Annotated in this window: 21 protein-coding genes; 6 read left to right on the forward strand and 15 right to left on the reverse strand. The window is 63.4% G+C overall.

The features are described from left to right. Positions 1–458 precede the first annotated feature (458 nt). The 4 genes from RS897_RS23860 to RS897_RS23875 form a co-directional block, all read right to left on the reverse strand. Positions 459–2,165 carry a flotillin family protein gene (locus tag RS897_RS23860; RefSeq protein ID WP_315831188.1) on the reverse strand — a complete coding sequence of 569 codons (1,707 nt, stop codon included), beginning with the start codon at positions 2,163–2,165 and terminating at the stop codon, positions 459–461. A 14-nt stretch (positions 2,166–2,179) separates the two neighbouring features. After that, entirely contained in the window at positions 2,180–2,872 is a 693-nt protein-coding gene (locus RS897_RS23865; protein WP_315831189.1) for an OB-fold-containig protein, read from the reverse strand. A gap of 79 nt (positions 2,873–2,951) precedes the next feature. Then, positions 2,952–4,091, reverse strand: a complete 1,140-nt coding sequence (locus RS897_RS23870; RefSeq protein ID WP_315831190.1) for a PspA/IM30 family protein — start codon at positions 4,089–4,091, stop codon at positions 2,952–2,954. A 228-nt stretch (positions 4,092–4,319) separates the two neighbouring features. Beyond that, positions 4,320–4,670: an antibiotic biosynthesis monooxygenase family protein gene (locus RS897_RS23875; protein WP_315831191.1), complete on the reverse strand. Its 351-nt coding sequence runs from the start codon at positions 4,668–4,670 to the stop codon at positions 4,320–4,322. Between the two features lie 192 nt (positions 4,671–4,862). Here RS897_RS23875 and RS897_RS23880 point away from each other — a divergent pair, with 192 nt between their 5' ends. Then, entirely contained in the window at positions 4,863–5,342 is a 480-nt protein-coding gene (locus RS897_RS23880; RefSeq protein ID WP_315831192.1) for a hypothetical protein, read from the forward strand. A gap of 52 nt (positions 5,343–5,394) precedes the next feature. Here the strand turns inward: RS897_RS23880 and RS897_RS23885 are convergent, their stop codons facing one another. Next, entirely contained in the window at positions 5,395–5,541 is a 147-nt protein-coding gene (locus RS897_RS23885) for a hypothetical protein (RefSeq protein ID WP_315831193.1), read from the reverse strand. Positions 5,542–6,358: 817 nt separating this feature from the next. On the opposite strand from RS897_RS23885, the gene RS897_RS23890 reads away from it, so the two are divergent. After that, positions 6,359–6,511: a hypothetical protein gene (locus RS897_RS23890; protein WP_315831194.1), complete on the forward strand. Its 153-nt coding sequence runs from the start codon at positions 6,359–6,361 to the stop codon at positions 6,509–6,511. Positions 6,512–6,551: 40 nt separating this feature from the next. Here the strand turns inward: RS897_RS23890 and RS897_RS23895 are convergent, their stop codons facing one another. Beyond that, the gene (locus RS897_RS23895; protein WP_315831195.1) at positions 6,552–7,772 is read right to left on the reverse strand and encodes an NAD(P)/FAD-dependent oxidoreductase; all 1,221 of its coding nucleotides are present in this window, start codon (positions 7,770–7,772) and stop codon (positions 6,552–6,554) included. 328 nt (positions 7,773–8,100) lie between these two features. On the opposite strand from RS897_RS23895, the gene RS897_RS23900 reads away from it, so the two are divergent. Continuing rightward, on the forward strand, positions 8,101–8,568 hold the full coding sequence (locus RS897_RS23900) for a hypothetical protein (RefSeq protein WP_407654287.1): 468 nt from the start codon (positions 8,101–8,103) through the stop codon (positions 8,566–8,568). 72 nt (positions 8,569–8,640) lie between these two features. Here RS897_RS23900 and RS897_RS23905 read toward each other — a convergent pair whose 3' ends face one another. The 4 genes from RS897_RS23905 to RS897_RS23920 all read right to left on the reverse strand — a co-directional run bounded on the left by RS897_RS23905 (position 8,641) and on the right by RS897_RS23920 (position 13,441). Then, a complete protein-coding gene (locus RS897_RS23905) occupies positions 8,641–9,309 on the reverse strand; it encodes an outer membrane protein (RefSeq protein ID WP_315831196.1) in 669 nt (222 codons plus the stop codon). Between the two features lie 231 nt (positions 9,310–9,540). After that, entirely contained in the window at positions 9,541–10,818 is a 1,278-nt protein-coding gene (frc, locus tag RS897_RS23910; protein WP_315831197.1) for a formyl-CoA transferase, read from the reverse strand. Between the two features lie 62 nt (positions 10,819–10,880). After that, the gene (oxc, locus tag RS897_RS23915; protein ID WP_315831198.1) at positions 10,881–12,614 is read right to left on the reverse strand and encodes an oxalyl-CoA decarboxylase; all 1,734 of its coding nucleotides are present in this window, start codon (positions 12,612–12,614) and stop codon (positions 10,881–10,883) included. A gap of 95 nt (positions 12,615–12,709) precedes the next feature. Continuing rightward, positions 12,710–13,441, reverse strand: coding sequence for a GntR family transcriptional regulator (locus RS897_RS23920; protein ID WP_315831199.1), 732 nt, complete (start codon positions 13,439–13,441; stop codon positions 12,710–12,712). Between the two features lie 380 nt (positions 13,442–13,821). On the opposite strand from RS897_RS23920, the gene RS897_RS23925 reads away from it, so the two are divergent. Both RS897_RS23925 and RS897_RS23930 read left to right on the forward strand, forming a co-directional pair. Further along, positions 13,822–15,984 carry an acetate--CoA ligase family protein gene (locus RS897_RS23925; RefSeq protein ID WP_315831200.1) on the forward strand — a complete coding sequence of 721 codons (2,163 nt, stop codon included), beginning with the start codon at positions 13,822–13,824 and terminating at the stop codon, positions 15,982–15,984. A 237-nt stretch (positions 15,985–16,221) separates the two neighbouring features. After that, positions 16,222–17,073, forward strand: a complete 852-nt coding sequence (locus tag RS897_RS23930) for an IclR family transcriptional regulator (protein WP_315831201.1) — start codon at positions 16,222–16,224, stop codon at positions 17,071–17,073. A 45-nt stretch (positions 17,074–17,118) separates the two neighbouring features. Here RS897_RS23930 and RS897_RS23935 read toward each other — a convergent pair whose 3' ends face one another. Next, positions 17,119–18,702: a winged helix-turn-helix domain-containing protein gene (locus RS897_RS23935; protein ID WP_315831202.1), complete on the reverse strand. Its 1,584-nt coding sequence runs from the start codon at positions 18,700–18,702 to the stop codon at positions 17,119–17,121. Positions 18,703–19,055: 353 nt separating this feature from the next. Here RS897_RS23935 and RS897_RS23940 point away from each other — a divergent pair, with 353 nt between their 5' ends. Beyond that, positions 19,056–19,673: a histidine phosphatase family protein gene (locus RS897_RS23940; RefSeq protein ID WP_315831203.1), complete on the forward strand. Its 618-nt coding sequence runs from the start codon at positions 19,056–19,058 to the stop codon at positions 19,671–19,673. A 38-nt stretch (positions 19,674–19,711) separates the two neighbouring features. Here the strand turns inward: RS897_RS23940 and RS897_RS23945 are convergent, their stop codons facing one another. The 4 genes from RS897_RS23945 to RS897_RS23960 all read right to left on the reverse strand — a co-directional run bounded on the left by RS897_RS23945 (position 19,712) and on the right by RS897_RS23960 (position 23,736). Continuing rightward, entirely contained in the window at positions 19,712–20,260 is a 549-nt protein-coding gene (locus tag RS897_RS23945; RefSeq protein WP_315831204.1) for a cytochrome b, read from the reverse strand. A 234-nt stretch (positions 20,261–20,494) separates the two neighbouring features. Then, on the reverse strand, positions 20,495–21,373 hold the full coding sequence (locus RS897_RS23950) for an aromatic ring-hydroxylating dioxygenase subunit alpha (protein WP_315831205.1): 879 nt from the start codon (positions 21,371–21,373) through the stop codon (positions 20,495–20,497). 24 nt (positions 21,374–21,397) lie between these two features. After that, positions 21,398–22,798 carry an 8-oxoguanine deaminase gene (locus RS897_RS23955; protein ID WP_315831206.1) on the reverse strand — a complete coding sequence of 467 codons (1,401 nt, stop codon included), beginning with the start codon at positions 22,796–22,798 and terminating at the stop codon, positions 21,398–21,400. Positions 22,799–22,800: 2 nt separating this feature from the next. Then, positions 22,801–23,736 (reverse strand): ABC transporter permease, encoded by a 936-nt coding sequence (locus RS897_RS23960; protein WP_315831207.1) that lies wholly within the window; start codon positions 23,734–23,736, stop codon positions 22,801–22,803. Positions 23,737–23,742 lie beyond the last annotated feature (6 nt).

The raw sequence follows: 23,742 nt of genomic DNA on the forward strand, positions 1-23,742 counted from the left end.
TGTGGCCGGCCTGTTCGCACCGAGACGGTGCCTCCTGTATCCCGAGCAACGTGCGAGCAAATCGCCGCGGAATGCCGCGACGAGAAATCGATTCAATAGAGCTGCGCCGTCGACGCATATCGCGACCCCAGCGCTGTCGGGAAGGAGCACATATTGACGGTTTCCAAGCCATCAGTTCTGGCCGCGCATAGCGATGCGCTATGGAGAAATTTCACTTCTGAATATCGCGCGTAAGCGGCTGAAGCTTCCGGGCGACGACAATGACAATCGCCTGTTCGGCGTCGCGGCCAAGATCACCTGAACACCAGGCCAGCCCATCAATTGGCTGGCAGATCCCGCTTACGCCGTTCGACGCGAGCGCAATCGGCTTGCGGGACGCGTCATGAGGCGGCCGTCCTGAGCGCAAAAGGCCGCCGGATGATCCCGCGGCCTTCGAACAGCGGATCACTGATACGATCCTAGCTCCGCTGTTCGGTCTCGACCACCGGATGTGCCGTCGTGTCCGCCGGTCCGCCATTCAGCGCGCCCCCGCCGGTGGCGTTCTCCAGTAGCGTCGCCAGCGGATCCGATCCAGGCTTGTAGCCACCCTGGCGCAGGATCTCGTCGACCATCGGCCGCAGCGCCTGCAGTTTCAGCAACTGACCGGCGAGGCCATCGCCGAAGCCGAGGCCGCCGCCATCGCCACTACCGCCGCCGCCGAGCAAACCGCCCGTGTTCAGAATGCGGATGTCCTTGATGCTGGCGATCGGCTTGACCGCTTCGGCGATCGCGGTCGGGATCACCTCGAGGCGTTTCTTGGCCAGTTCGAAGTTGATGACGTTCTCGCCGAGCTTGTTGCGGGCCTCGTTGTTCAGCGTCGTGACAGCGGCTTCGGCTTCGCCGATCTCGCGCACACCGACGGCCTTGATCTTGTTGGATTCGGCTTCAGCGGTCGCGAGTGTGCGGATCGCGTCGGCGCGATCGAGCGAGGCCTTCTTTTCAGCTTCCGCCGCGACGATGACCTCGGTCGACTTCTTCTCGGCCTCCTTGCGGGCAGCGAGCACAGCGGTCAATCGGTCGCGGTCGGCGACCTCGATCGCGCGCGCGGTCACCACTTTTTCCTCCGCCGAGACCGCGAGCGCTTCGGCGGTCTTCGCGTCGGCGATTGCCTCGGATTGCTCCTTGCTCTTGTTGGCGATCGCGATCTCGTTCATCTGGGTCGCGATCTGGATTTCGCGGCTGGCGTCGGTCTTGCGCTTGTTGACGGCGAGATCCGATTCGATCACCGCGGTGTCCCGCGCCTGCTTCGCCGCAGCCTCGCGCTGGGCGACCTGCTGGTCGGTGCCGATGCGGGCGTTTTCTTCCGTCAGCTTGGCGGTCTGCTGCGCCTGCGCCACCTCGGCGCGGGTGCTGGCCGTCTTGTTGGCGATGTCGCGCTCCTGGCTGAGCTCGGCTTCCTTCTTGGTGCGCTCGATGGTCAGGGTCTGCTGGCGGGCTTCGAGATCCTTTTGCGCGATCGCCACTTCATTGTCGCGGATGATGGCGTTGCGCTCCTGCTTGCGCACCTCGGTGATCTTCTTCAGGCTGGTGAGGCCTTCGGCGTCGAAATAGTTCTCGGGGTTGAAGAAGGTGATGTCTGTCTGGTCCAGCTTGGTCAGCGACACGGACTCGAGTTCAAGTCCGTTCGACTTGACGTCGGATTCCACCGTGGTCTGCACGTGCTTGACGAAATCGCTGCGCTTTTCCTGCAGCTCGAGGATTTCCATGGTGGCGGCGACCGAGCGCAGGCCGTCGACGAATTTGGCCTCGACCTGCTCGCGCAGCTTCTCGGCATCGTTGGTGAGGTCGCCCAGCGTTTGGGCCGCGAGCGCGATGCTCTCCGCATCCGGCCGCACGCGGACGTAGAACTCGGCGCCGATGTCGACGCGCAGCCGGTCCTTGGTAATCAGCGAGTCCTTCTTGCTGCGCTCGACCTGCAGCCGCAGCGTCTTGAGGTTGACCCGCGCCAGGGAGTGAAAGATCGGCAGCACCACGGCGCCGCCGTCGAGCACCACCTTCTTGCCGCCGAGGCCGGTGCGGACAAAGGCTTCGTCACGGGTCGAGCGGCGATACAGCGTGGTGAAAACGATGCTGAGGACGACAATCAGCGCGACGCCGATCAGCGCGGGCAGGGCAATATCAAACATGAAAGTTACTCCGGTCAGTGGCTCTGTGAAATGCTGCGAGAACTCGCTGGGGATTTGGCAGGAGATTTGAGATCGTCGGGAACGGCGACCGCGACAAACCGCGTGTCGTCGCGATCGACCAGCAGCACCGAGGCGCCTTGCGGCAGTGGCGGGGAGGCGGGCGCAGCGGACGCCGCGACGAAGTGCAGGTTGCCGTAGATGTCCTTGACGCGGACGCGTCCCGGAAGTCCCTGGTCAAGCGGGCCAATCACCACTTCGCCGACGCGGCCGACCAGGTCGCCAAGATCGACGGCATAACTCTCGTCGCGCGGGATGATTTTGGCGACAAGCCGGCTCGAGGCGCGCACGAACGGCAACGCGACCACGAGTGCAGCGGGCGCGGCGACGATTGTCGGCAGCGGGCCACCAAGGGCGCGGGCGATGTCCTGGATCAGGAAGCCCGCAATGGAAAACATGCCGAGTACCAGCAGGACGAAGATCAGGAGCGGCACGCCGCCGGCATTGATCCACGAGATGGCATTGAGCAGCCCATGGTCGCCGTGACCATTGAAATGGCCGTCGAAATTGAAAGCACTTCCGATGGATTCGCTGATCGAGAAACCGATCAGCATCGAAATCACTTCGACGCCGCCGACGAACACGATCATCACCGCCGCGATGGCGAAGGGGCGCACGTCAGGGGCCAGAAGGTGCTCGAGAATGCCCATGTGAGTTGTTCACCTCCATTCGCGTCCTTTTGCTTGCGCACGGTCCCCGGACGCGGCGGGGGCATGCGTTAGAGATCACCTATGTCTGCGATTTCAGCTTCGCCAGCCGGTCCGCTATCTCTTTGTCGCGGTGCAGTGCACTGAGTTCATCGATTCCCTGCAATGAGGCAACGCCGCCGGCCGGAACGCCGGTGGTCCGGGCGATTGCCCGGCTGGCGCGCTCGGTTCGGGTGATGCTGTCGGCCGATTGCCGCAATGCGGCAGGCATCGCCTGCGTGGCCGCGGCCGCTTCGCTCTTTTTGAGGTCGGCGAGGCGCGCCTCGGCGTCCTGCAGGGCGGAGCGAACCGCATGCAGCGAGGTGACGTTGGCTTCGATCACCTCGTCATTGTCGGCGAGCGCCTTGGACAGCACCTCGAGCTGGGCCTCGAGATCGAGCTGGCGCGCGATGCCGGCTTCCGCGAGATCGTCGCGCGTCTCGGTGATCGCGGTGCGGATCTTGGTGGCGAGATCGGCGAGATCCTTTTCGATCTCGCTGCGACGCGCCTTCAGCCGATAATCGCCGGCGCGGGCCTGGGCGAGATCGGCGCGCGCAGTCTGCTCCGCCTCCTCGATCTCGCGGATGGCCTGCTGCACCACCGCGGTCTTGTTGCTGTCTTCCGCCTTGTCGATGGCGACATGGGCAATGCCGGAAATCAGGCGGCCGACGCGGCTCAGAATGGTTTCGGGAACCATGACATTCTCCTGTTCTGGAGGGAGGTTGGGGGTGACGCCGAAGTGGATTTCGAACGCGCCGTCACGCTGGATCAGGCAGGCGGGCGCGTTGTAGTTCCAGCCCTGCGCGTAGCCGGCGACGTCAAAGGGAATGCTGACGCGCCCGAGTGCCGTGCCGAGCGTCAGCGTGGTGGCGGTCTTGATGTTGACCAGCTTCTCGTCGAGCGGCAGCCGCGCGACCTGCGCGTTGCGATAATCGATGCGGTCGCGCAGGCCGAGCGTCACCAGGCGTGACGGCAGCCGGGTGCGCTGGCGAATGGCGTCGTAGGCGTGCGCATGCAGGGCGACGAGGTTGGAGCCGATGTTCTTCTCGCTCACGATGGCGTCGAGGACCTCCATCATCAGATGGTAATCCGTGAACGTGGCCTCGATGGCGGCGCGGGCGGCCTCGTCGGGGGCGAGGCGGTAGCGGAGCGCGGAAGCCGCAGTCTGGTAAGGAGCAACCATGGGAAAAGGATAAAGCACTACTTTGGTGCTTTACAAGGGGCTGGCAATGAAAATTTTGTAGGACCCAAGTAACTGTTTGGCAGAACTTGTTTTTTTGAAAGATTGGTGGGATGGCGGCCCTGCCGAACGCTCCGATCCGTGGCCCGGGTGAGCGAAAGCGAGACCCGGGAGCGGCACAAGACCCGCATCTCGGCTTCGCCTCATGCGGGCTACAGGCCGAACTTTCCGCTAGCCGTGATGCGCCGCTTGGCTGTCGACCGGAGCCTGCTCCCGCCGCTCGGTCATGCCGTAGTCCCTGACAACGCCGGCGATCCGCAGCCGGTAGTCGCTGAAGATGCCGTTGCGGCCGGCGGCCTGCGTCGCGCGATGCCGTGGCCGATTGCGCCAGCTGGCGACGGCCTCTTCGTCGCGCCAGAACGACAGCGATAGCAACTTGCCGGGGTCGGTCAGGCTCTGGAAGCGCTCCACCGAAATGAAGCCGTCCATGCCCAGCAGTTCGTCGCGCAGCCGCGCGGCATGATCGAGATATTCGTCTTTGCGGCCGTCGGCCGGCGAGACTTCGAAGATCACGGCGATCATGGGGACCTCACGTTCCGATCGAGACAACACTACAACCAATGCCTATCGCGCGGGAGATGTCTGATATTTCGGCCGGCATCGAAGGATGGGGCGCAGGATCGCGCGGTGAGTCTGCGCGGATTGAGACGCCGCATGCATTGACCGAAGAACTCCGCTATCGAACTGTTGAACGGCGATTCGGGGAGGGCGGTCATGACCGGCAAGCGTATCGTTGTTCTGGTTCTGGCGGCCGTCATCGCCGTGGCTGCGCTGTGGGCGACGCAGCATAAACAGCTGCCGAGTCCACCGAAACGGGAGGTCTCCGCGGCCATCCTAAAAAGCGCGTCGAAAGAAACCTTCTTTGAAATGATCGCGGCCTATTGCAAGGCCCATCCGGATCCCTCCGATCTCGGAAGCTGTGCGATGTGCAGCAGCGAGACTTGCCCGACCTGCGGCTTCGGCCCGGAGCGGGCCGTGCTCGTGCACCAGTGCAATCCAGGCAACTGGGATTGCGCCGGCAGCCTGCTGTTCGCGCCGGCCACCGGCGGCAGTTGCGCCTTCGCGCCGAACGGCGGCTGCCAATGTCCGGTGGGCGGCGTGAAGAAGTCCGAGGCGGACAGCGCGAAACGGCTGGCCGCGTTGCTTCGACCGGCCGCGCCGGTGGCGCCGTTGTCCCTGCGTCAACCGCAGTAGCGCGCCATCGTGTGCGATCCAGCGAGGCGCGGACGACGTCAGCTCAGAACTTTCAGTTGAAGCTGCCCTCCACCGAATGGTCCTGCATGCGGTCGGCGATCTGGCCGACATAGGCGACGCCGATGCTGGCCTGCGAAGTGACGCGCAGGTCCAGCCCGCCTTCGAGGCGAGCCCGGCGAACGGTTTCAGCGCGATCCACAACCGCTGAAAATAAGGATTGAAATCGAATCAAAGTCTTCGAATTGGAAGCGTTGTGGTCGCGGAACGATGACGTTCCAGAACGTGCGCACGATAACGGTTCGTTGCAGTGATGCTTTGCGTCTCAAGAGCAATGCTGTGCGTCTCAAGAAAAAAGAGGTGCTCTCTTTTGTCGTTGCCTGGCTTGTCCCGGAAGGAGAGGGAGCACGAAAAAAAATGATCTCGAAAAACGAGATCGGACAAAAAAGAGGCTCGATAAAAAATCAACGCCGGGAGGGACCAAGTCGGACCATGCCTCACTGATGAGGCCCCTGAGGTCGCTCCCAGCGCGTTGTTCGTGTGGTGCCGCTACGCTGTCGCCCGATCACAAACGGCAGCGGTGAACGCGGCAATCAAACCCGGTGGCGTCATTCCATACCTCCGACATGAGCGGCGATATTTTCAACGGTCGGCGCGTGTCTTGCGCTGATCTCTGCCTTCACCAAGGGCAGGTGTCTTGAGGCTGAGCCTGGTTCGGCTCCGTGTCAAGACCGGACTATTGTCCCATTGCTCGCCACGGTTCTCGGCTCACGTCGCCTGCGCGCTCAAATCAGCAATCAAATCAACATCAGGTTTGCGCCGATGGATGCGACGCCGAATTGTCGAAATGATCAAATCGCGGGCTGTTCGCTGGTTGCCCCAGGCCCGATCGTTGTTTTGGCAACTGTCCGGCCGCCCCCTCTTACATTCGCCCGAATTTTGTCGCATGACGGTTTTGTAACGGGGATGCGACGGGTGCTGGTATAGCGATGGGCAATCAATCAAAACGTGAGAGCTATATGGACGCGGTTCGTCGCGTTTTTGATGAATTCGAGAAACAAGAGCGCGATCGCAGAGTTCGCGACCGCGCCGAGCGCGAGCCCCAGTTCGCGCGAATTCTGCAAACGCACAGGTCGGCCGGCGCGGAGCCCGCGATCAAGCCCGGCGAATAAGATCGCAGTGCCGTCCGCGGCGACCTCAAGCGTGATTGTCTTAAAGATTTTCCGGATGAACGCGCGTAGTGGCGGTCGCGACACTGCGCATGATGTCGCCGGTCACCCGGCGTGGGCTTAGCCGATCGCGTGTTCGCCGCACGATGCCTTCACCGAGTCGGCCGAGAAAGCGCGCCCAGCGTCGCGCCTGCCAGACAAGCCCATCGTCGATGGTCACCGAACGCAGTGTGAAGGCCTTGGCGGTGGCGCGGATATCGCAGGTGGTCTTGACGGGATCGTCGTAGAACGTCGCGATCTTGTCGGCGCTCATGCCTGATGTCGCCAGCCAGTTCGGAATGTGCACGCGGCAGAGACGCTCGACATCGGTGAACACCTTGTCCGTGCCGGTGCCGCTGCCTGGGCAGGGCGAGGCAAAGGCGTCGCCGATCAAGACGACGCCGGCCTGGCGATAGCCCGAGCTGACATAGAGGTCCGCGGGCCGGATCTTGATGTCGCCGTTGATTGTGTAGTCGCCGATCAGGCGGCGCAGTTTCGGCAAGCAGGCGTCCAGCGCCTGCTCCGGTGTGCGGCGCATCTGGCGCAGCCACGGATCGTCGGCGGCCCGGTAGACGAACAGGTTGCCGCGCATGCGATCGCCGATCGGAAACAGCGTTAGATAGGCGGTGCGGTGAACCGTGCGTTCGGAGAAATAGGTCATCGCCGGGAAGGCGAAGGCAGCGCGGCCGACGGGGGCGATGTCGAAGCCGATCGAGATCGAATGGCAGGGGCTGATGACGTGGCGCTGGATGCCGAGCTTCTCGCGCAGGCCGACATTCAATCCGTTGGCCATCACCACAAGGCGCGCGGAGATCTCTTCGCCATTGGACAGGGTGACCGTCTGCCGCTCCGCGCTGGTCGCGATCGATGTCGCCTTGGCGTGGATGGTCTCGACGCCGGACGGAATCGCCGCGCGCACCGCGTTGACCAGCGCATCGTACATGATGCCGTATTGCTGGCTGGGTTTCTTGTCGATCAGGAAACCGAAACGGGCGATCCAGTTTTCGCCATCGAGGGTGGTCGCCGGCAGCACAGCTTCAGCAATCCCGGTCCGGAAAAACCGATCGAGCTGCGGCCGTCCGCTGATTTTTTCGCAGCGCAGTTCGGGTGAATGCACCTGATGCGGGTCGATCAGGATGGTGGAGATGCCGGCACGTCCCAGCACGGCCGCCGCGGTCGATCCGGCGAGGCCTCCTCCGACGATGACGATGTCCGTGTGCCGCACGTGTATGCCCCAGTATCCGTTCATAGCGTTTTCCAGCGAAGTGGAGATCGGTTCGCGTGAAGAAAACGCGTCAAAACAAAATCTAGAGCTTCTGTTCCGATTCTATCGGAACAGAAGCTTGAGCAGTCACTCTGCGCCCAGAAAGCTAAAAAAGCCGAAAGGGACCTGAATACCGCTTCGGAAAGCCGAGTGTTTTCCGAGCGGCTGTGACGCCGACCGGGCGGAATTAACGGACGCTTAAGACAAGCGGCGTGGTCTGGGACGGTTGACGCGTGCGAAGGGCCCTCGCAGTATTTGATGTACGAAATCGGGACACCGGATCGTCTTCATGCGCGACCTTCGGAAAACGTTGCGGAAAACCTCTCTTCGGCACCTCCTCCATGCTGCAGCTTTACTTATGCTCATGGGCCCGCTGGCGCCCGCCCAGGCCGAAATCCGAATCCTGGCGAGTCCCGGCGGTGAGGTGAAACAATTTCTGAGACTGTTCGGCGCCCTGCGGGAAACCGGCGAAACCATCGCCATCGACGGGCCCTGCTATTCGGCCTGTACGCTGGTGCTGGGTACCATTCCGCAGGATCGCATCTGCGTGACGCGGCGCGCGCGCCTTGGCTTTCATGCCGCGCGGCTGTTCGATGATGAGGGACGGGAGTCCTCGGATCCGCGAGTGAACCGCGCAGTCCTCTATATGTATCCTCCAACGGTGCGGGACTGGATCTTGCGCAACGGCGGCTTGCGCCGGAAAACAATCGTGCTGCGCGGCCGCGCGCTGGCGGCGATGTATCCGCGCTGTTCTTGAGTGTCGCGTTCGCGGATGAGCGTTGGGCTCATCCGCCCTGCATGCTGCCTGCAGGCCTCCCGCTTGAACAGATCAGAAATGATAGTTCAGGCCGACGGTGACCGTCTGGAATTTTTGCTCCCGGACGGGCAGGCCGTCATCCTTTTTGAAGTCCCTGGAAAGATCCGTGTAGAGATATTCGAGCTTGGCGGACCAGTTCTGTTGAAACGCCCATTCGACGCCGCCGCCGGCGGTCCAGCCCAGTCGCATCTTGTCGACCCCCGCATCCTTGACCTGGCCGAAGGCCATGCCGCCGGTGCCGTAGACCAGCAGGCGTGAATCCATCAGCGCGACGCCCGCGCGTGCGCGGCCGGTGCCGTAGAACGGTAGGCTCACTTCGTTGCCGCCGTCGTGGCGTGTCTTGAGTCCCGAAGCCATGAAATCGTTTTCGATGCCGACAACGAACATCGGCGACACCTGATAATTGTAGCCGACCTGAATGCCGCCCACGACACCGTCGGCCTTGCCGCCGCTCGTTCCCAGATAGCTGTTGAAGGCATCAGCGCCGCTGAAACCGCCACCCACACTGGCGCCGGCATAGAAGCCGGTCCAGGAAAACGCCGGCGGCATTATCGGCGCATAGACCGGCGTGGCCTTGCGGTACGGAAGATCCGCCGCATGCGCGGTGCCGGCTGCGAGGGCTACGGCCAGGATCAAAGCGGACATCATCTTGCTGTTGTTCATCGAATTTTCGCGGGCCATGGCCCGGTCTCCCCATGTTGCAGATCACCAGAGCCCGAAAATGACCGTCGGCCATTAATCAAACTATATCGTACTATTAATCGGTGCCGTTCGAAACTGCAAGTGGTGATCTCAGGGAATCGGATGATCGACGCGTGCCGCATCCAGGCTACGGGTCTGGAGGGCGCGCAGCAAAAAGGCCGCCGGATGATCCGGCGGCCTTGATGTCTCTGATCGATTGAAGTGCCGTGCTTACTCCGCCGCCACCTTCTGCGGCGGGTCGACCGCGCCGGAGTCGTGGATCTCGGCCACCTGGTGATCGGTGTAGCCGAGCACCTGCTTCAGGATCTCGTCGGTATGTTCGCCGAGCAGCGGCGAGCGCGTCACCACGGTCGGCGAGTCCGACAGCTTGATCGGGTTGCCGACCGACATGTACTTGCCGCGCTCGGGGTGATCGACCTCGACAATGGTGCCGGTGGCGCGCAGTGACTGATCCTCGATCAGTTCCTTCATCGACAGGATCGGGCCGCAGGGAATGTCGTCCTTGTTGAGGATTTCCATCGCCTCGAACTTGGTCTTGGTGGTGGTCCACTGTTCGATGCGGGCGAAGATCTCGTTGAGGCGGGGCAGGCGGGCTGCCGGCTTGGCGTAATCCGGATGGGTCTTCCAGCCGGGTTCACCGATGACGTCGCAGATCTTCTCCCACACCGGCGCCTGGGTGATGAAGTAGAGATAGGCGTTCGGATCGGTCTCCCAGCCCTTGCACTTGACGATACGGCCCGGCTGGCCGCCGCCGGAGTCATTGCCGGCGCGCGGCACTGCGTCGCCGAACGGAATGCCTTCGCCGTACTGGCTGTATTCGGTCAGCGGGCCATGATCGAGGCGCTGCTGGTCGCGCAGCTTGACGCGGGCGAGGTTGAGCACGCCGTCCTGCATCGCGGCGGTGACCTTCTGGCCCTTGCCGGTGACGGTGCGCTGATAGAGCGCGGTGACGATGCCGAGCGCGAGATGCAAGCCGGTGCCGCTGTCGCCGATCTGCGCGCCAGTCACCAGCGGCGGACCGTCGCGGAAGCCGGTGGTGGAGGCGGAGCCGCCGGTGCACTGGGCGACGTTCTCATAGACCTTGCAGTCTTCGTACGGGCCGGGACCGAAGCCCTTGATCGAGGCGACGATCAGCTTCGGGTTGATCTTCTGGATGGTTTCCCAGGGGAAGCCCATGCGGTCGAGCACGCCGGGGCCGAAGTTTTCCACCAGCACGTCGCAGGTCTTCATCAGGGCGGTCAGCACTTCCTTGCCCTTGGCGTTCTTGGTGTCCAGCGTGATCGAACGCTTGTTGTGGTTGAGCATGGTGAAATACAGGCTGTCCACCTTGGGCACGTCGCGCAGCTGGCCGCGGGTGATGTCGCCAACGCCGGGGCGCTCCACCTTGATGACGTCGGCGCCGAACCAGGCCAGCAGCTGCGTGCAGGTCGGGCCCGACTGCACATGGGTGAAATCCAGAATTTTTACGCCCTTGAGCGCTTGGGTCATAATCTGCTCCGTTTAAACTTGAAAAGGGTGTGTCTGTTGCGTGTTCAGTGGATTGCCGCGCGCTATTTCTTCTTGAGCACGCTCTGCGGATTGAGGTTGCCGATGCGGCCGCTCTCGCTGCCGGCGGTCGGGTCGATCACCGCGTTGATCAGCGTCGGCTTGCCGGAATCCATGGCTTCGTTGACCGCGCGCTTGAGTTCGTCCGGCGTGGTGGCGTTGACGCCGACACCGCCGAAGGCTTGCATCATGATGTCGTAACGCGCGTCCTTGACGAACACGGTGGGTGCGACGTCGGAGCCGCCGCTCGGATTGACGTCGGTGCCGCGATAGATGCCGTTGTTGTTGAACACGACAACGCAGACCGGCAGGTTGTAGCGGCAGATGGTCTCGATCTCCATGCCGGAGAAGCCGAACGCGCTGTCGCCTTCGACCGCGAGCACCGGCTTGCCGGTCTCGATGGCGGCGGCGACCGCAAAGCCCATGCCGATGCCCATTACGCCCCAGGTGCCGACATCCAGCCGCTTGCGCGGCTGATACATGTCGATGACACCGCGGGCGAGATCCAGCGTATTGGCGCCTTCGTTGACCAGGATGGCGTCCGGCCGTTCCTTGATGATGGTGCGCAGCGCGCCGAGTGCGCCGTGGTAATCCATCGGGAACGCGTTGCTCATCAGCTTCGGCGCCATCTTGGCGATGTTGTCTTCTTTCTTGGTCTTGACGGCGCTGACCCAGTCGGCGGGGGCGGCGGGCCACTTGCTGTCCATGCCGGCAATCAGGGCCTCAACGCAGGAACCGATGTCACCAACCAGAGGCGCGGCGATCTCGATATTGCTGTCCATCTCCTTCGGCTCGATGTCGATCTGGATGAACTTCTGCGAGCCGGGCTTGCCCCAGGTCTTGCCTTTGCCGTGCGACAGCAGCCAGTTGAGGCGGGCGCCGATCAGCATCACGACATCGGATTCTTTCAGCACGGTGGAGCGGGCGGCACCGGCGCACTGCGGATGGGTGTCGGGGAGCAGGCCCTTGGCCATGCTCATCGGCAGGAACGGAATGCCGCTCTTTTCGATCAGCGTGCGGACGGCGTCATCGGCTTGCGCATAAGCCGCGCCCTTGCCGAGGATGATCAGGGGACGCTTGGCGCTCTTCAGCACATCAAGCGCACGCTTGACCGCATCCGGCGCCGGAATCTGCGCAGGGGCCGCATCGATCACCTTGACCAGCGACTTGGCGCCGGCCTGGGCATCCATCACCTGGCCGAACAGTTTTGCCGGCAGATCGAGATAGACGCCGCCCGGACGGCCGGAGACGGCGGCGCGGATCGCGCGCGCGACGCCGATGCCGATGTCGGCGGCGTGCAGCACGCGGAACGCCGCCTTGCACAGCGGTTTGGCGATCGCGAGTTGGTCCATCTCTTCATAGTCGCCCTGCTGCAGGTCGACGATCTCGCGTTCCGACGAGCCCGAGATCAGGATCATCGGGAAGCAGTTGGTGGTGGCATTGGCCAGCGCAGTGAGGCCGTTGAGGAAGCCGGGCGCCGACACCGTCAGACAGATGCCGGGCTGCTTGGTCAGGTAGCCGGCGATGGCGGCGGCGTTGCCGGCGTTCTGCTCATGACGGAACGAAATGACGCGAATGCCTTCGGCCTGCGCCATGCGGCCGAAGTCCGTGATCGGAATGCCGGGAACGCCGTAGATCGTCGTGAGACCGTTGAGCTTGAGTGCATCGATGATGAGATGAAAGCCGTCCGTCAGTTCCTGTTCAGTTTCGGCTTCACTCTTGGCAACGGTGTTCAACATCTCGGCGTCTCCCTGGTCCTTGTTTTTGTGAGGCTGGCTTTCCCTGAGCATGATCGGGATCGGAAAACCGTGTCTCACTTTGTCCGGATCATGCTCTAAGTAAAAATCTCATGCCCGTGGGCTTCGACATAAGCGGCGAGGCCCAGCGTGTGGTCACGCGCGAGCTTCTCTGCGAGTTCGGTGTCGCGCTCCTCGAGCGCTGTAATGATGCCCATGTGCTCGCCGAGCGAGCCGGCGATGCGTTCCTGCCGGCCGATGGTCAGCTGGCGATGGCCGCGCACGTGCAGCAGGATGTCATTGGTCATGTCGACCAGCACCTGGGATTCGCTCAGCGCCAGCAGCGCCTGGTGGAACGCGATGTTGGCCTTGGAATATTCCTCGATGTGATCCTGCGGCAGGCGATCGTTGCCGAAATCCTTGAAGAAGCCGCGCAGCGCCGAAATGTCCTTCTTGCGCGCGGTGGTGGTGATGAGACGCGCGGCCATGCTTTCCAGCGCCGCCCAGGCGCGGATCATGTCGACCACTTCGGACTTGCTCTTGCGCACCACCACGATGCCGCGGCGGGGAACGGTTTTGACGAAGCCGTCCTGCTCCAGCATGGCGATGGCTTCGCGGATCGGCGTGCGGCTGACGCCGAGGCGCTCCGACAGGGCGCGCTCGTCGAGCATCACCGGTTCCGGCGTGGCATAGATATCCATCTTGAGAATCGCTTCCTTCAAGGCGTCGTAGGCCTTGGTCTTGAAGCTCGTCTCAGGAGCGATCCGCATGATCGCGATATCTGCGTCTGCCATGGTCGGCTGCGCCTTGCTGATTTTCTCGATGGACATGAATCATTCCCCCGGTTGGTGAGGAGGGGACGATACCACGTCCTTGCATCCCTTGTTCTTGGCATACCAGATGCCAGAATGACAACTTGCGCGCTTTCTCAGCAGAGTCAAGCGACAAATGCCCTTGACAAAGTTTGTTCTTGGCATACCAAATGCCAAGGTAATTTCGGGCTGCCGTGGCTTCAAGTCCTGGGAGAAGGAGGGGACTTCGGAGCGCGCGGGGGTTCGTAACCGAACCGGTTCGCCTGGGCGCTGTATCCTTCAGCGGGCATCTTAAGTGCTCGCTGATGACGGGTCATTGACAAGTTACGCGTGGGAATGGCCGTCCGAGGCTCGCGCGTTCCAGGCCAATCAAAAATGGACGTAACAGGAGGAAGCCAATGGCGCAGGACGCAGCTCGCAAGATCGATCTGGGGAAAGATGCCAAAAATTCAGTTCGTGCGGTTCTCGATGCGGTGAAGGCCGATGGCCGCACCAGCCTCACCGCCCCCGAAGGCAAGCTGGTCTGCGATGCCTATGGCATCCCCGTACCGAAGGAAGGCGTGGCGAAGTCCGCAGCCGACGCCGCGAAACTCGCCGGTGGCATGGGTTTCCCGGTGGTGATGAAGATCGTCTCGCCGGACATCCTGCACAAGACCGAAGCGGGTGGCGTCATTGTCGGCGTCAAGACCGCAGCCGAGGCCGAGGCGGCCTATGACACCATTCTCGCAAATGCGAAGAAGTATAAAGCCGATGCCAAGATCGAAGGCATCCAGATCCAGCAGATGCTGCTGGGCGGTACCGAGGTCATTATCGGCTCGATCACCGACGGCTCGTTCGGCAAGCTGGTGGCGTTCGGCCTCGGCGGCGTGCTGGTCGAAGTCCTCAAGGACGTCACCTTCCGTCTCGCGCCCGCCACCAATGACGACGCGCTGTCGATGCTCGACGGCATCCAGGCCCATGAAATGCTCGAAGGCGTGCGCGGCGGCGATCCGGTCAACCGCGAAGCGCTGTCCGACATCATCGTCAAGGTGTCGCAGCTCGTCACTGACTTCCCCGAAATCGTCGAGCTCGACCTCAACCCGGTGTTCGCCACCAAGAAGGACGCCATCGCCGCCGACGTGCGCATCGTGGTCGATTTCGACTACAAGCCGCGTCCCGCGCCGCGCTCCAACGAAGACATCGTCACCGCGATGAACCGCATCATGATGCCGAAGGCGGTTGCGGTGATCGGCGCCTCCGCCGAGGCCGGCAAGATCGGCAACTCGGTGATGAAGAACCTGATCAATGGCGGCTACAAGGGCGAGATCTATCCGATCCATCCCAAGGCCGACGAGATCATGGGCCGCAAGGCCTACAAGAGCGTCAAGGATGTGCCGGGCGTGATCGACACCGCGGTGTTCGCGATCCCCGCCAAGTTCGTCGCCGGCGCGCTGATCGAGTGCGGCGAAAAGAAAATCCCCGGCGCCGTTCTCATTCCGTCGGGATTTGCCGAAGCCAACGAGCCTGCGCTGCAGGAAGAAATCGTCGAGATCGGCAAGAAGTACGATGTCCGCCTGATGGGGCCGAACATCTATGGCTTCTATTATACCCCGGCCAATCTCTGCGCCACGTTCTGCACCGCCTATGACGTCAAGGGCTCGGCCGCGCTGTCGTCGCAGTCCGGCGGCATCGGCATGGCGATCATCGGCTTCTCGCGCTCGGCCAAGATGGGCGTCTCCGCCATCGTCGGCCTCGGCAACAAGTCCGACATCGACGAGGACGATCTGCTCGCCTTCTTCGAGCAGGATCCCAACACCACCATCATCGCGCAGCATTGCGAAGACCTGAAGGACGGCCGCGCGTTTGCGGAAGCCGCCAAGCGCGTCTCCAAGAAGAAGCCGGTCGTGGTGCTCAAGGCCGGCCGCACGTCGGCTGGTGCGAAGGCTGCCTCGTCGCATACCGGCGCGTTGGCCGGCAACGACAAGATCTACGAGGACGTGCTCAAGCAGTCGGGCGTCATCCGCGCCCGCTCGCTGCGGCAGCTGCTCGAGTTCGCGCGCGGCATTCCGGTGCTGCCGACCCCGAAGGGCGAGAACGTGCTGATTATCACCGGTGCCGGTGGATCGGGCGTGCTGCTGTCGGACGCGGTGGTCGACAACGGCCTGTCGCTGATGGCGATGCCGCCGGATCTCGACACCGCGTTCCGCAAGTTCATCCCACCGTTCGGTGCCGCCGGCAATCCCGTCGACATCACCGGTGGCGAGCCGCCGATCACCTACGTCAACACCGTCAAGCTCGGCCTCTCGGATGAGCGCATTCACTCGCTGATCCTGGGTTACTGGCACACCATCGTCACCCCGCCGATGGTGTTTGCCCGCAACATGGTCGAAGTGAAGAACGAGATGGAGGCCAAGGGCTTCGTCAAGCCGATCGTGGCCTCGTTGGCCGGCGACGTCGAAGTCGAGGAGGCCGCCGAATATCTCTACCAGAACGGCATCCCGGCCTATGCCTACTCGACCGAACTGCCGGTCGAAGTGCTCGGCGCCAAGTACAAGTGGGCCCGCGGCGCGGGTCTGCTGTGAGCGGCGAGATGACGCTGTGACAGACGAGGGCCGCCTCGGATATCGTGCCGGGGCGGCAGCTTTCTTGTTTTCCGGAAAGTGTTCGTGAACCTGCTGTGAGCGTCGGGCCGTCAAAGTGTGCTTAGACGTGTAGCCCGGATGAGCGAAGCGATATCCGGGACTTTTCTCGAGGCGTGCTGATCCCGGATGTCGCTACGCTCATCCGGGCTACAGATCTTGCAACGGGAGCAGGTGGCGATGAAGAAAGACGGTATCCGGCGCAAGCCGGTGGAACTCCATGCGCCGGCCGAGCACGACGCCGATGCCAGGGACGGTGGCGTGCAGTCGGTCGACCGCGCACTGTTGCTGATCGAAACCCTTGCCGAGGATGACGAAGGCTATCGGCTGACCGATCTCGCCGTCCGCACCGGCCTGTCGCCCTCCACCGTGCACCGCCTGCTCACCACGCTGGAAAAGCGCCGCTTCGTGCAGTTCGACCGCAGTGAGTCGATCTGGTATATCGGCGCCAGGAGTTTCTCCGTCGGCACCACCTTCCTGCGCCGCCGCAGTTTCTCTGCCCAGGCGCTACCGTTCCTGCGCAAGCTGCGCGACCAGACCCGGGAGACCGCGAATCTCGCCGTGGTCGATGACGGCTCCGTCATGATCGTCAACCGGGCCGAGAGTCGCGAGATCATGCGCACGGTCACCAAGGTCGGCGGCCGCGTGCCGATGGTGGCCTCGGGCCTCGGCAAGGCGGTGCTGTCGACCTATTCCGAAGACGAGGTCCATGCGGTGATCCGCCGCCAGGGCATGCCGAAGCTGACGGCGAAGTCCGTGGTGCGCGCCGGCGAGCTCTGCAAAATCCTGCAGACCATCCGCGAGCAGGGCTATTCAGTGGACGACGAGGAAGCGGTGATGGGCCTGCGCTGCGTGTCCGCGGTGGTCTATGACGACCGTAGCGAACCGCTGGCGGCCATCTCCGTGTCGGGCACCACCGCGCGCGTGCCGGTCGACCGGCTTCCGGTGCTTGGCAAGATCGTGCGCGATGTGGCGCAGGAACTGACCACGGCGCTCGGCGGTGTGGTGCCAGTGGTGATACGGACGGCGTAACAATGACGCTGTGTCCCTCATCTTGAGGACCGCATGAGATGCCGGCTAGGCGCGCTGTCGTGAGCCGCCGTCGTCGGGCATGAGACCGGGGACTGACGGCCAGATCTCATCCGGCACGATCGTTGGCCCAAACCGCCGGGTCGCATGCGCGATAAACCCGCGCATCACGTTCTCGCGGTGCATTGGCTGCCGGAAGCCGCGGGCATGCACATAATGCAGGTAGATGACGCCGTTGCGAATCTGCGCAGCATCGAAGCGCTGCAGGTCGGTGACGATGTTCTCGTCCGCCGCTGCCCAGTAATGGCCGAGCTGCGCCCGGATGATCGGCCTGATCGCGTAAAGTTGTGTCCGGGTCGCGTCGAGCGTTGCGCGCTCGTTCGCCGCCAGCAGCGCGAAACACTTCACCATCATCAGGAAGACATGAAATTCCGAGCGTGGTTCGGCCATTTCGATGCCGCGGTCGAACAGCTCCAGCGCTTCCGCGATCCTGCCCCTGAACATCCGGATCTGGCCGAGCACCGAGAAGGCGGCCGCGAACGCCGTGCTGGCGGCGAAGGCCTGCTCGGCCAGCGCTTCGGCGAAATCCATATGGCCGCGATCGATGAAGAACAGCAGCTTGGCGGCCGACAGCACCATCACCGGATCGTGCTGCACGGCCGCCAGATTGTCGAATACCAGTGCTTCGATCTCGCTTTCCATCGCGGTGCGCTCATCGGCGGTGAGGGCGCCATGGACGCCGCTCAGCAGCTGCCGGTTGTAGAGATGCGTAGCCCACATCACCGCGGTCTGCGGATTGGCCGGATCGTCCGCGCGCACACGCTTCAGCAGCGCCTCACTTTCGAGCCAGCTTTGCGGTGAACGCGTCAGCAGCGTTGCGGCACTGTGCATCCGCACGCCGAGCGGCTCGTCGGTCGGTCCGGCGAGACTCTCCGGTACCAGCGACAGCCGCTGCCAGATCGCCGTCTTGAACGCGGCCGCCGCCTCGGTCGCCTGCGATTGCAATGTGGCGGCATCGCCAAGCAGCAGCCGGCGGCTCTGCACGATGTGGCGGCTGGCCCCGTCGCGCAGCACCGCGGCGCAATGCAAGCCGCGCGCGTCCGCATGGAAGGAGACATCGAGCGAAAAGCGCACATGCCGCGGCAAGGCGTCGCCCGGGCGCCATCGCGGCGCGACCACGATCGCCTGGTCTGCGGCGGTCAGCTCGTCAAGCGCGTGCTGCAACCGATCGAGAAAATCATGTGCGGTGCCGGTCGATGATGCCTGACTGTGTCCGAACACCGGGCCGATCAGCACGAAGGCGTCATCCGGCAGTTCGGTCGCCGGCTTTGCGATCCAGACGTAACCCTCGCCATATTGCGTCGCGATCCAGGCCCGCTCGCGGGTGGAGTCGCCGAGCTTGCCACGCACCCGGTTGATCAGGAAATCGATGTTGCGGTCGGAGGCGTCGGAGCCGACATGCGCAATGGCGTCGAGCAGCCGGGAGCGTGACAACACCTGCCCGACATGGCGGGTGAACATCTCGAGCAGCGCCCGCTCGGAGCGGGTGAACCTGATCTCCTCGCCGCTGTCGCGCCTGGCACACAGGAACGCTTCGTCGAACGCGAGATCGCCGAAACGCAGTTCTTTCATCCGTCCCTCGAAACACACTCGTTCAAGTCACTGATCCCGGCGACTTTCCCAAAGTCGCTGGTGTCCAGTCGGTGTCGGCCCGCAGCTGTCGGAAGCCGCTCGGCGCTGTTGGATGGATACAGCCCCGAGCTTTCTGCGTACTCAAATAATTGCACAAAAATCGGCTTTTACAACCATGCGTGGTGTCGCGATCCGATCCGTGGTGGCGCGGCCGACATAGATTTTTTTCCTAAATTTCAGGGGATGCCGGGTGTGGGCGGCTGCTTGCTGCAGTGTGCATTTATGCACGTCAGGATGCGTTCCGAGGGCGTATTTATGGCTACCTGATGGAAGCGATCACACCGGAGGACATCATGGCTCCCCAACGCATCATGTTCACGCGACACGCCGAAAAGCCCTATGACGCCGACGAGGCGACCGCGGCCGAGGCAGCCGAAGCCGAGAAAGACCACAAGACGGACTATCTGGGCGTCACCTCAAAAGGCAATAACAACAAGGACAGCCTGATCGTGCGCGGCTGGCAGCGGGCGGGGGCACTGGTCCGCTTCTTCTGCCCGAATCCGGCGAACAGCCAATATCCGATGATCCCGCCGGACACGATTTTCGCCTGTGCGTATGGTTCTGGCGGCGGCGGAAGCCGGCGACCGAAGGAAACCGTCGAGCCATTGGCCCAGATGCTGACGACGGCGGTGTTCGACACCTCAATCTACCGGGACGACCATAAAGGGCTGATCGATGCCGTGCTCGCATGCGAAGGCACGGTGCTGGTGGCATGGGAGCACAAGGCCATTCCGGTGTTGTGCGGGCTGATCCCAGGCGCTCCGGCTGTCCCGCAGCACTGGCCCGGCGATCGCTTCGACATCGTCTGGGTGTTCGATCAGGCGGGAGCGAGCTGGACCTTCTCGCAATGGCCGCAGCTTCTGCTCTCCGGCGACAGCCCCGATCCGATTCCCTACACATCCAAATCGTAAGGGATCCGACGCTTTCCGTGGGGACGTGAAATCTCGGTCTATGTCTGCGAGCGCGCCGGCCACATCCGCGTCAGGGTATCGTCTTTCTTGACCAGAACGTGCCAGAGGGTCGCTGCAATGTGCAGCGTCACGACAAGGTAGACAACATAGGCGAGGAAGCCGTGCGCGGTCTCTCCGGCATGCGCGATCGCCTGATTGCCGGCGAACAGCCGCGGCCAGCTGAAGATCCAGAAATAACGCAGCGAATAGCCGCCGGCCGAGGAAAACATGTAGCCGGTCACCGGCATGATGAAGAGGATCAGATACAGCGCCCAATGATTGAGCCGCGCGGCCAGCCGAACCATCGGTCCGAACCCGGCCGGCTCGGGCGGAGCCTGGGTCGAGAGGCGCACCAAAACGCGCAGGATCGCCAGCGCAAACAGCGTCACGCCGAGCGATTTGTGGACGTCGAGCAGTTCACGGCGCGGTGACGTGCCCGGCTCCTGCAGGCCGCAATAGAGGCCGATCAGCATGGCCATGATGAACAGGATCGCTGTCGCCCAGTGGATCTTGCGCAACAGCGGGTCGTAAGTCGTTGGTGTCGTCATGATGTTCGGATGCGGAGGCGGCGGATGGAAAGGCGAAGCGGCATCCTTAAGGGTGACTCGGCGCCTTGGCCATCACGCGCACGGTCACGACTTCGCGAGCCGCCTCTTGTTATGGTGGAGCGAGCTTCGGATTCGATAAGGACACCAGCAATTATGGGATTCTCGTGCGCTTTGGGAATGCGAAGGTCGTGAAAGCATTTGCCGTGAAATCGCACGAATCTCGCATTCAGCACACTAGACACTTGAAGTGGCGGCTCGCGCGGGGCGCTGGCTGGTGCCGTACACCACACCCTTTTCCTTCAGCCAGCGCCGGTAGGCGACGGACGACGCGTCGGCGCGGGTCGGGATTTCGGCGCGGGGCTCCAACGGCAACAACCGCGGGCGCTGGTTTTCCAGGATGATGCGGTCCTGCAGGAAAATCAGCTGCTGGAATTGCACGAGGTCGGTCAGCGCCGACTGGTCGTCGATCAGGAACATCACCGGATGCGCCCGGCAATGGTCCTGCTCGAGCGGCTGCACGAACAGGCAGATCACGTCCCAGCGGTTGGCGGCGTTCGGGCAGGTCTTGTAGAGCAGCGTTACGAAGGGAGCGGCGACGCGATACATGTATTGCGTGACGATGCCGCCGGCCGCGGACAGCGCCGCCTGCGGCTGGAAGAATTCGCAGTCGGTGGCCCAGACCTCGTCGATATCGCGGCGGATTTCGGTGGTGTAGTGCCGCACCTCGGTATGCGGCTCCGCGCCGAGGATGTCGGTGTGGACGAACGGGAAGTGCGCCATATCGAGAAAGTTCTCGACAATGCGCAGGCCCGAGCTGCGCACGGTGATCGCGCCGCACACCACATGCCGGCGATCGGATTCGTCGGCTTCGGGAATCGACGGTACGTCGCGCTCCGGCTTGCCGAGCGTGGTCCAGAGATAGCCGTAGCGCTCGCGCGCCGGCAGCGGATCGGGCGCGGCCTCGGCGGTCACAATGATGCCGCCGTCGGCGCCGCGGCGGGTGACGAGGTCGGTGCCGAGCAGGCGATGGCACCTGGACGCCGATGGAATATCGGTCAACGCATCGAGCACATACCATTGATCGAGAGTGCCTGCTTCGATGGTGTCGGTCATGACCTTCTCCTGGTGTCGATGCCCTTACTGCTCATAGATGCGTTTCATGATCCTGGCATGGGCGGCGAGCGATGCCTCGACGTCGTGCTCGCAGAACTCGCCGCGACGGATGATCTCACGTCCGTTGATGTAGGAAAAGTCGACCTTGAAGGGTCCGCACATGATCATGGCGGCCAGCGGGTCGCGCTGGGTGCCGGAAAGTCCCAGCTGGTTGAGGCGGATGGCGATGAAGTCGGCGCTCATGCCCGGCGCCAGATGGCCGATGTCGTCACGTCCCAGCAGCTTTGCGCCGCCGCGGGTCGCCATCTCCAGCGCCTCGCGCGCCGACAATGCCTTCGGGCTGCCGCCGAAACCACCGCGCCCGCCCGGCGCTTCCGACAGGTAGCGGCTGGGCGCGATGCGCTGAAGCATCTGCGCCAGCCGCGCCTCGAGAAAAAGGTTGGACGTGTCGTTGGAGGCCGAGCCGTCGACCCCGAGCCCGCAGGTCACGCCGGCGTCGCGCATCTCCCGGATCTTGGCGATGCCCTGGCCGCAGCGCATGTTGGCGGACGGACAATGCACCATGCCGGTGCCGGTCTCGGCGAATTGCCTGATCTCGGCGCTGTCGAGGAAAATGGCGTGGGCGAACCAGACGTCGGGGCCGAGCCAGTCCACCGAGGCTGCGAATTCCACCGGACGCATGCCGTAGACCTGGCGGCAATAGGTTTCCTCGTCGAGATCCTCGGCCAGATGCGCGTGCAGGTGCACGCCGGTGTGGGTGCGCGCGAGCTGCGCGGCCTCTTTCATCAGCCCCGGCGTCACCGAGAACGGTGAACACGGCGCCAGCACGATCCGGCTCATGGCATGCCGGCGCGCATCGTGATGGGCGTGGATCAGCCGTTCGGCATCCCGGAGAATGTCCTCTTCCTTTTCCACGCAATTGTCCGGCGGCAGGCCGCCCTGGCTCTGGCCGCGCGACATCGCGCCGCGCGCCGCATGAAAGCGCAGGCCGAGCTCTTGCGCCGCGGTGATGGTCGAGTCGAGGCGGACATTGTTGGGCTGGATGTAGAGATGGTCGGAGCTGGTGGTGCAGCCGGACTGGATCAGTTCGGCCATGGCGACGCGGGCGCTGACATAAACAGCCTCGTCGTCGAGTTCGGCCCAGATCGGATACAGCGTCGTCAGCCAGACGAACAGCTCGTCGTCCTGCACCATCACCCGGGTCAGGTTCTGGTACATGTGGTGATGGGTGTTGACCAGGCCGGGCATCACCAGATGTCCGGCGAGATCGAGCACGCGATCGGCGGTGAGATGCGCGAGTTCCGCGGTGGTGCCGACCGCCTCGATGACATTGTCGCGCACCAGCAGGGCGCCGTCCTTCAGCTCGCGCCTTGCATTGTCGAAGGTGGCGAGATGGTCGATGTTTTTGACAAGCAGCGTGGTCATGGTCACCTGACGTCGCGATAATAGGGAATGCCGAGGGCGGCGGGCGCGGCCATCGCCTGCCGCATGCGGCGCCAGGCAACCACCGGAACGATGATGAAGGCGATGGTGCCGAGATAGGGCAGCATCGACAGGATCGGGGCAGCGATCGGCCAGTTGCGGGCCTGTCCGACGAAGCCGAGCGAGGTGATGACACCGAACAGCAGAGCGGCCAGCACGGCGTTGAGCGGGCGATAGCCGGCGAAGATCACCAGCGCCACCGCGATCCAGCCACGTCCGGCAACCACGCCTTCCGACCATGACGGCACGAATGCCAGTGTGAGATAGGCGCCGGCGCCGGCGGCCAGGGCCGCGCCCGCCGTCACATACCAGAACCGGATTTTCTGTACCGCGATGCCGGCAGCGTCGGCGGCCGCCGGATTTTCGCCGACGGCGCGGAGGTTGAGGCCGTGCCGGGTGCGGAACATGATGATGTGCAGCAGCACCGGCAGGATGAAGTAGATCAGATAGACCAGGATGTTCTGCGAAAACACGGCCCGGCCGAGCACCGGGATGTCGCTGAGATAGGGCAGTGCGATCGGCGTGAACGTGGCCGGCGCCGGCATCCCCGAATAGGCCTTGCCGATGGTGGCGGCGAGGCCGGTGCCCATCAGCGTCAGCGCCAGGCCGCACAGCACCTGATTGGCGCGGACATAGACCGTCACAGCGGCAAACAGCATTCCGAACAGCAGACCCACAGCCAGTGCGAGCAGGAAGCCGGCAACGGGACTGCCGGTCGTCACCACGGTTGCAATTCCGGTGATGGCGCCCAGCGCCATCAGCCCCTCGACGCCGAGATTGACCACGCCAACCCGCTCGGCCAGCACCTCGCCGAGGGCGGCGAGGGCGAGCACGCCGCCCGCGAGAATCGACGTCTGGAGAATGCCGGCGATCAGGTCCATCGATGA

The sequence above is a fragment of the Bradyrhizobium prioriisuperbiae genome, assembly GCF_032397745.1.
In the GTDB taxonomy this organism is placed as follows: Bacteria; Pseudomonadota; Alphaproteobacteria; order Rhizobiales; family Xanthobacteraceae; genus Bradyrhizobium_A; species Bradyrhizobium_A prioriisuperbiae.

Excerpts from the sequence above, each read along its gene's own strand:
- RS897_RS23880 (WP_315831192.1), top strand. The coding sequence starts at position 4,863 with ATGACCGGCAAGCGTATCGTTGTTCTGGTTCTGGCGGCCGTCATCGCC.
- RS897_RS23940 (WP_315831203.1), top strand. The coding sequence starts at position 19,056 with ATGGCTCCCCAACGCATCATGTTCACGCGACACGCCGAAAAGCCCTAT.
- RS897_RS23955 (WP_315831206.1), bottom strand. The coding sequence starts at position 22,798 with ATGACCACGCTGCTTGTCAAAAACATCGACCATCTCGCCACCTTCGAC.
- RS897_RS23890 (WP_315831194.1), top strand. The coding sequence starts at position 6,359 with ATGGACGCGGTTCGTCGCGTTTTTGATGAATTCGAGAAACAAGAGCGC.
- RS897_RS23930 (WP_315831201.1), top strand. The coding sequence starts at position 16,222 with ATGAAGAAAGACGGTATCCGGCGCAAGCCGGTGGAACTCCATGCGCCG.
- frc (WP_315831197.1), bottom strand. The coding sequence starts at position 10,818 with ATGACCCAAGCGCTCAAGGGCGTAAAAATTCTGGATTTCACCCATGTG.
- RS897_RS23900 (WP_407654287.1), top strand. The coding sequence starts at position 8,101 with ATGCGCGACCTTCGGAAAACGTTGCGGAAAACCTCTCTTCGGCACCTC.
- RS897_RS23920 (WP_315831199.1), bottom strand. The coding sequence starts at position 13,441 with ATGTCCATCGAGAAAATCAGCAAGGCGCAGCCGACCATGGCAGACGCA.
- oxc (WP_315831198.1), bottom strand. The coding sequence starts at position 12,614 with ATGTTGAACACCGTTGCCAAGAGTGAAGCCGAAACTGAACAGGAACTG.
- RS897_RS23870 (WP_315831190.1), bottom strand. The coding sequence starts at position 4,091 with ATGGTTGCTCCTTACCAGACTGCGGCTTCCGCGCTCCGCTACCGCCTC.
- RS897_RS23925 (WP_315831200.1), top strand. The coding sequence starts at position 13,822 with ATGGCGCAGGACGCAGCTCGCAAGATCGATCTGGGGAAAGATGCCAAA.
- RS897_RS23945 (WP_315831204.1), bottom strand. The coding sequence starts at position 20,260 with ATGACGACACCAACGACTTACGACCCGCTGTTGCGCAAGATCCACTGG.
- RS897_RS23875 (WP_315831191.1), bottom strand. The coding sequence starts at position 4,670 with ATGATCGCCGTGATCTTCGAAGTCTCGCCGGCCGACGGCCGCAAAGAC.
- RS897_RS23960 (WP_315831207.1), bottom strand. The coding sequence starts at position 23,736 with ATGGACCTGATCGCCGGCATTCTCCAGACGTCGATTCTCGCGGGCGGC.
- RS897_RS23905 (WP_315831196.1), bottom strand. The coding sequence starts at position 9,309 with ATGGCCCGCGAAAATTCGATGAACAACAGCAAGATGATGTCCGCTTTG.
- RS897_RS23950 (WP_315831205.1), bottom strand. The coding sequence starts at position 21,373 with ATGACCGACACCATCGAAGCAGGCACTCTCGATCAATGGTATGTGCTC.
- RS897_RS23935 (WP_315831202.1), bottom strand. The coding sequence starts at position 18,702 with ATGAAAGAACTGCGTTTCGGCGATCTCGCGTTCGACGAAGCGTTCCTG.
- RS897_RS23860 (WP_315831188.1), bottom strand. The coding sequence starts at position 2,165 with ATGTTTGATATTGCCCTGCCCGCGCTGATCGGCGTCGCGCTGATTGTC.
- RS897_RS23865 (WP_315831189.1), bottom strand. The coding sequence starts at position 2,872 with ATGGGCATTCTCGAGCACCTTCTGGCCCCTGACGTGCGCCCCTTCGCC.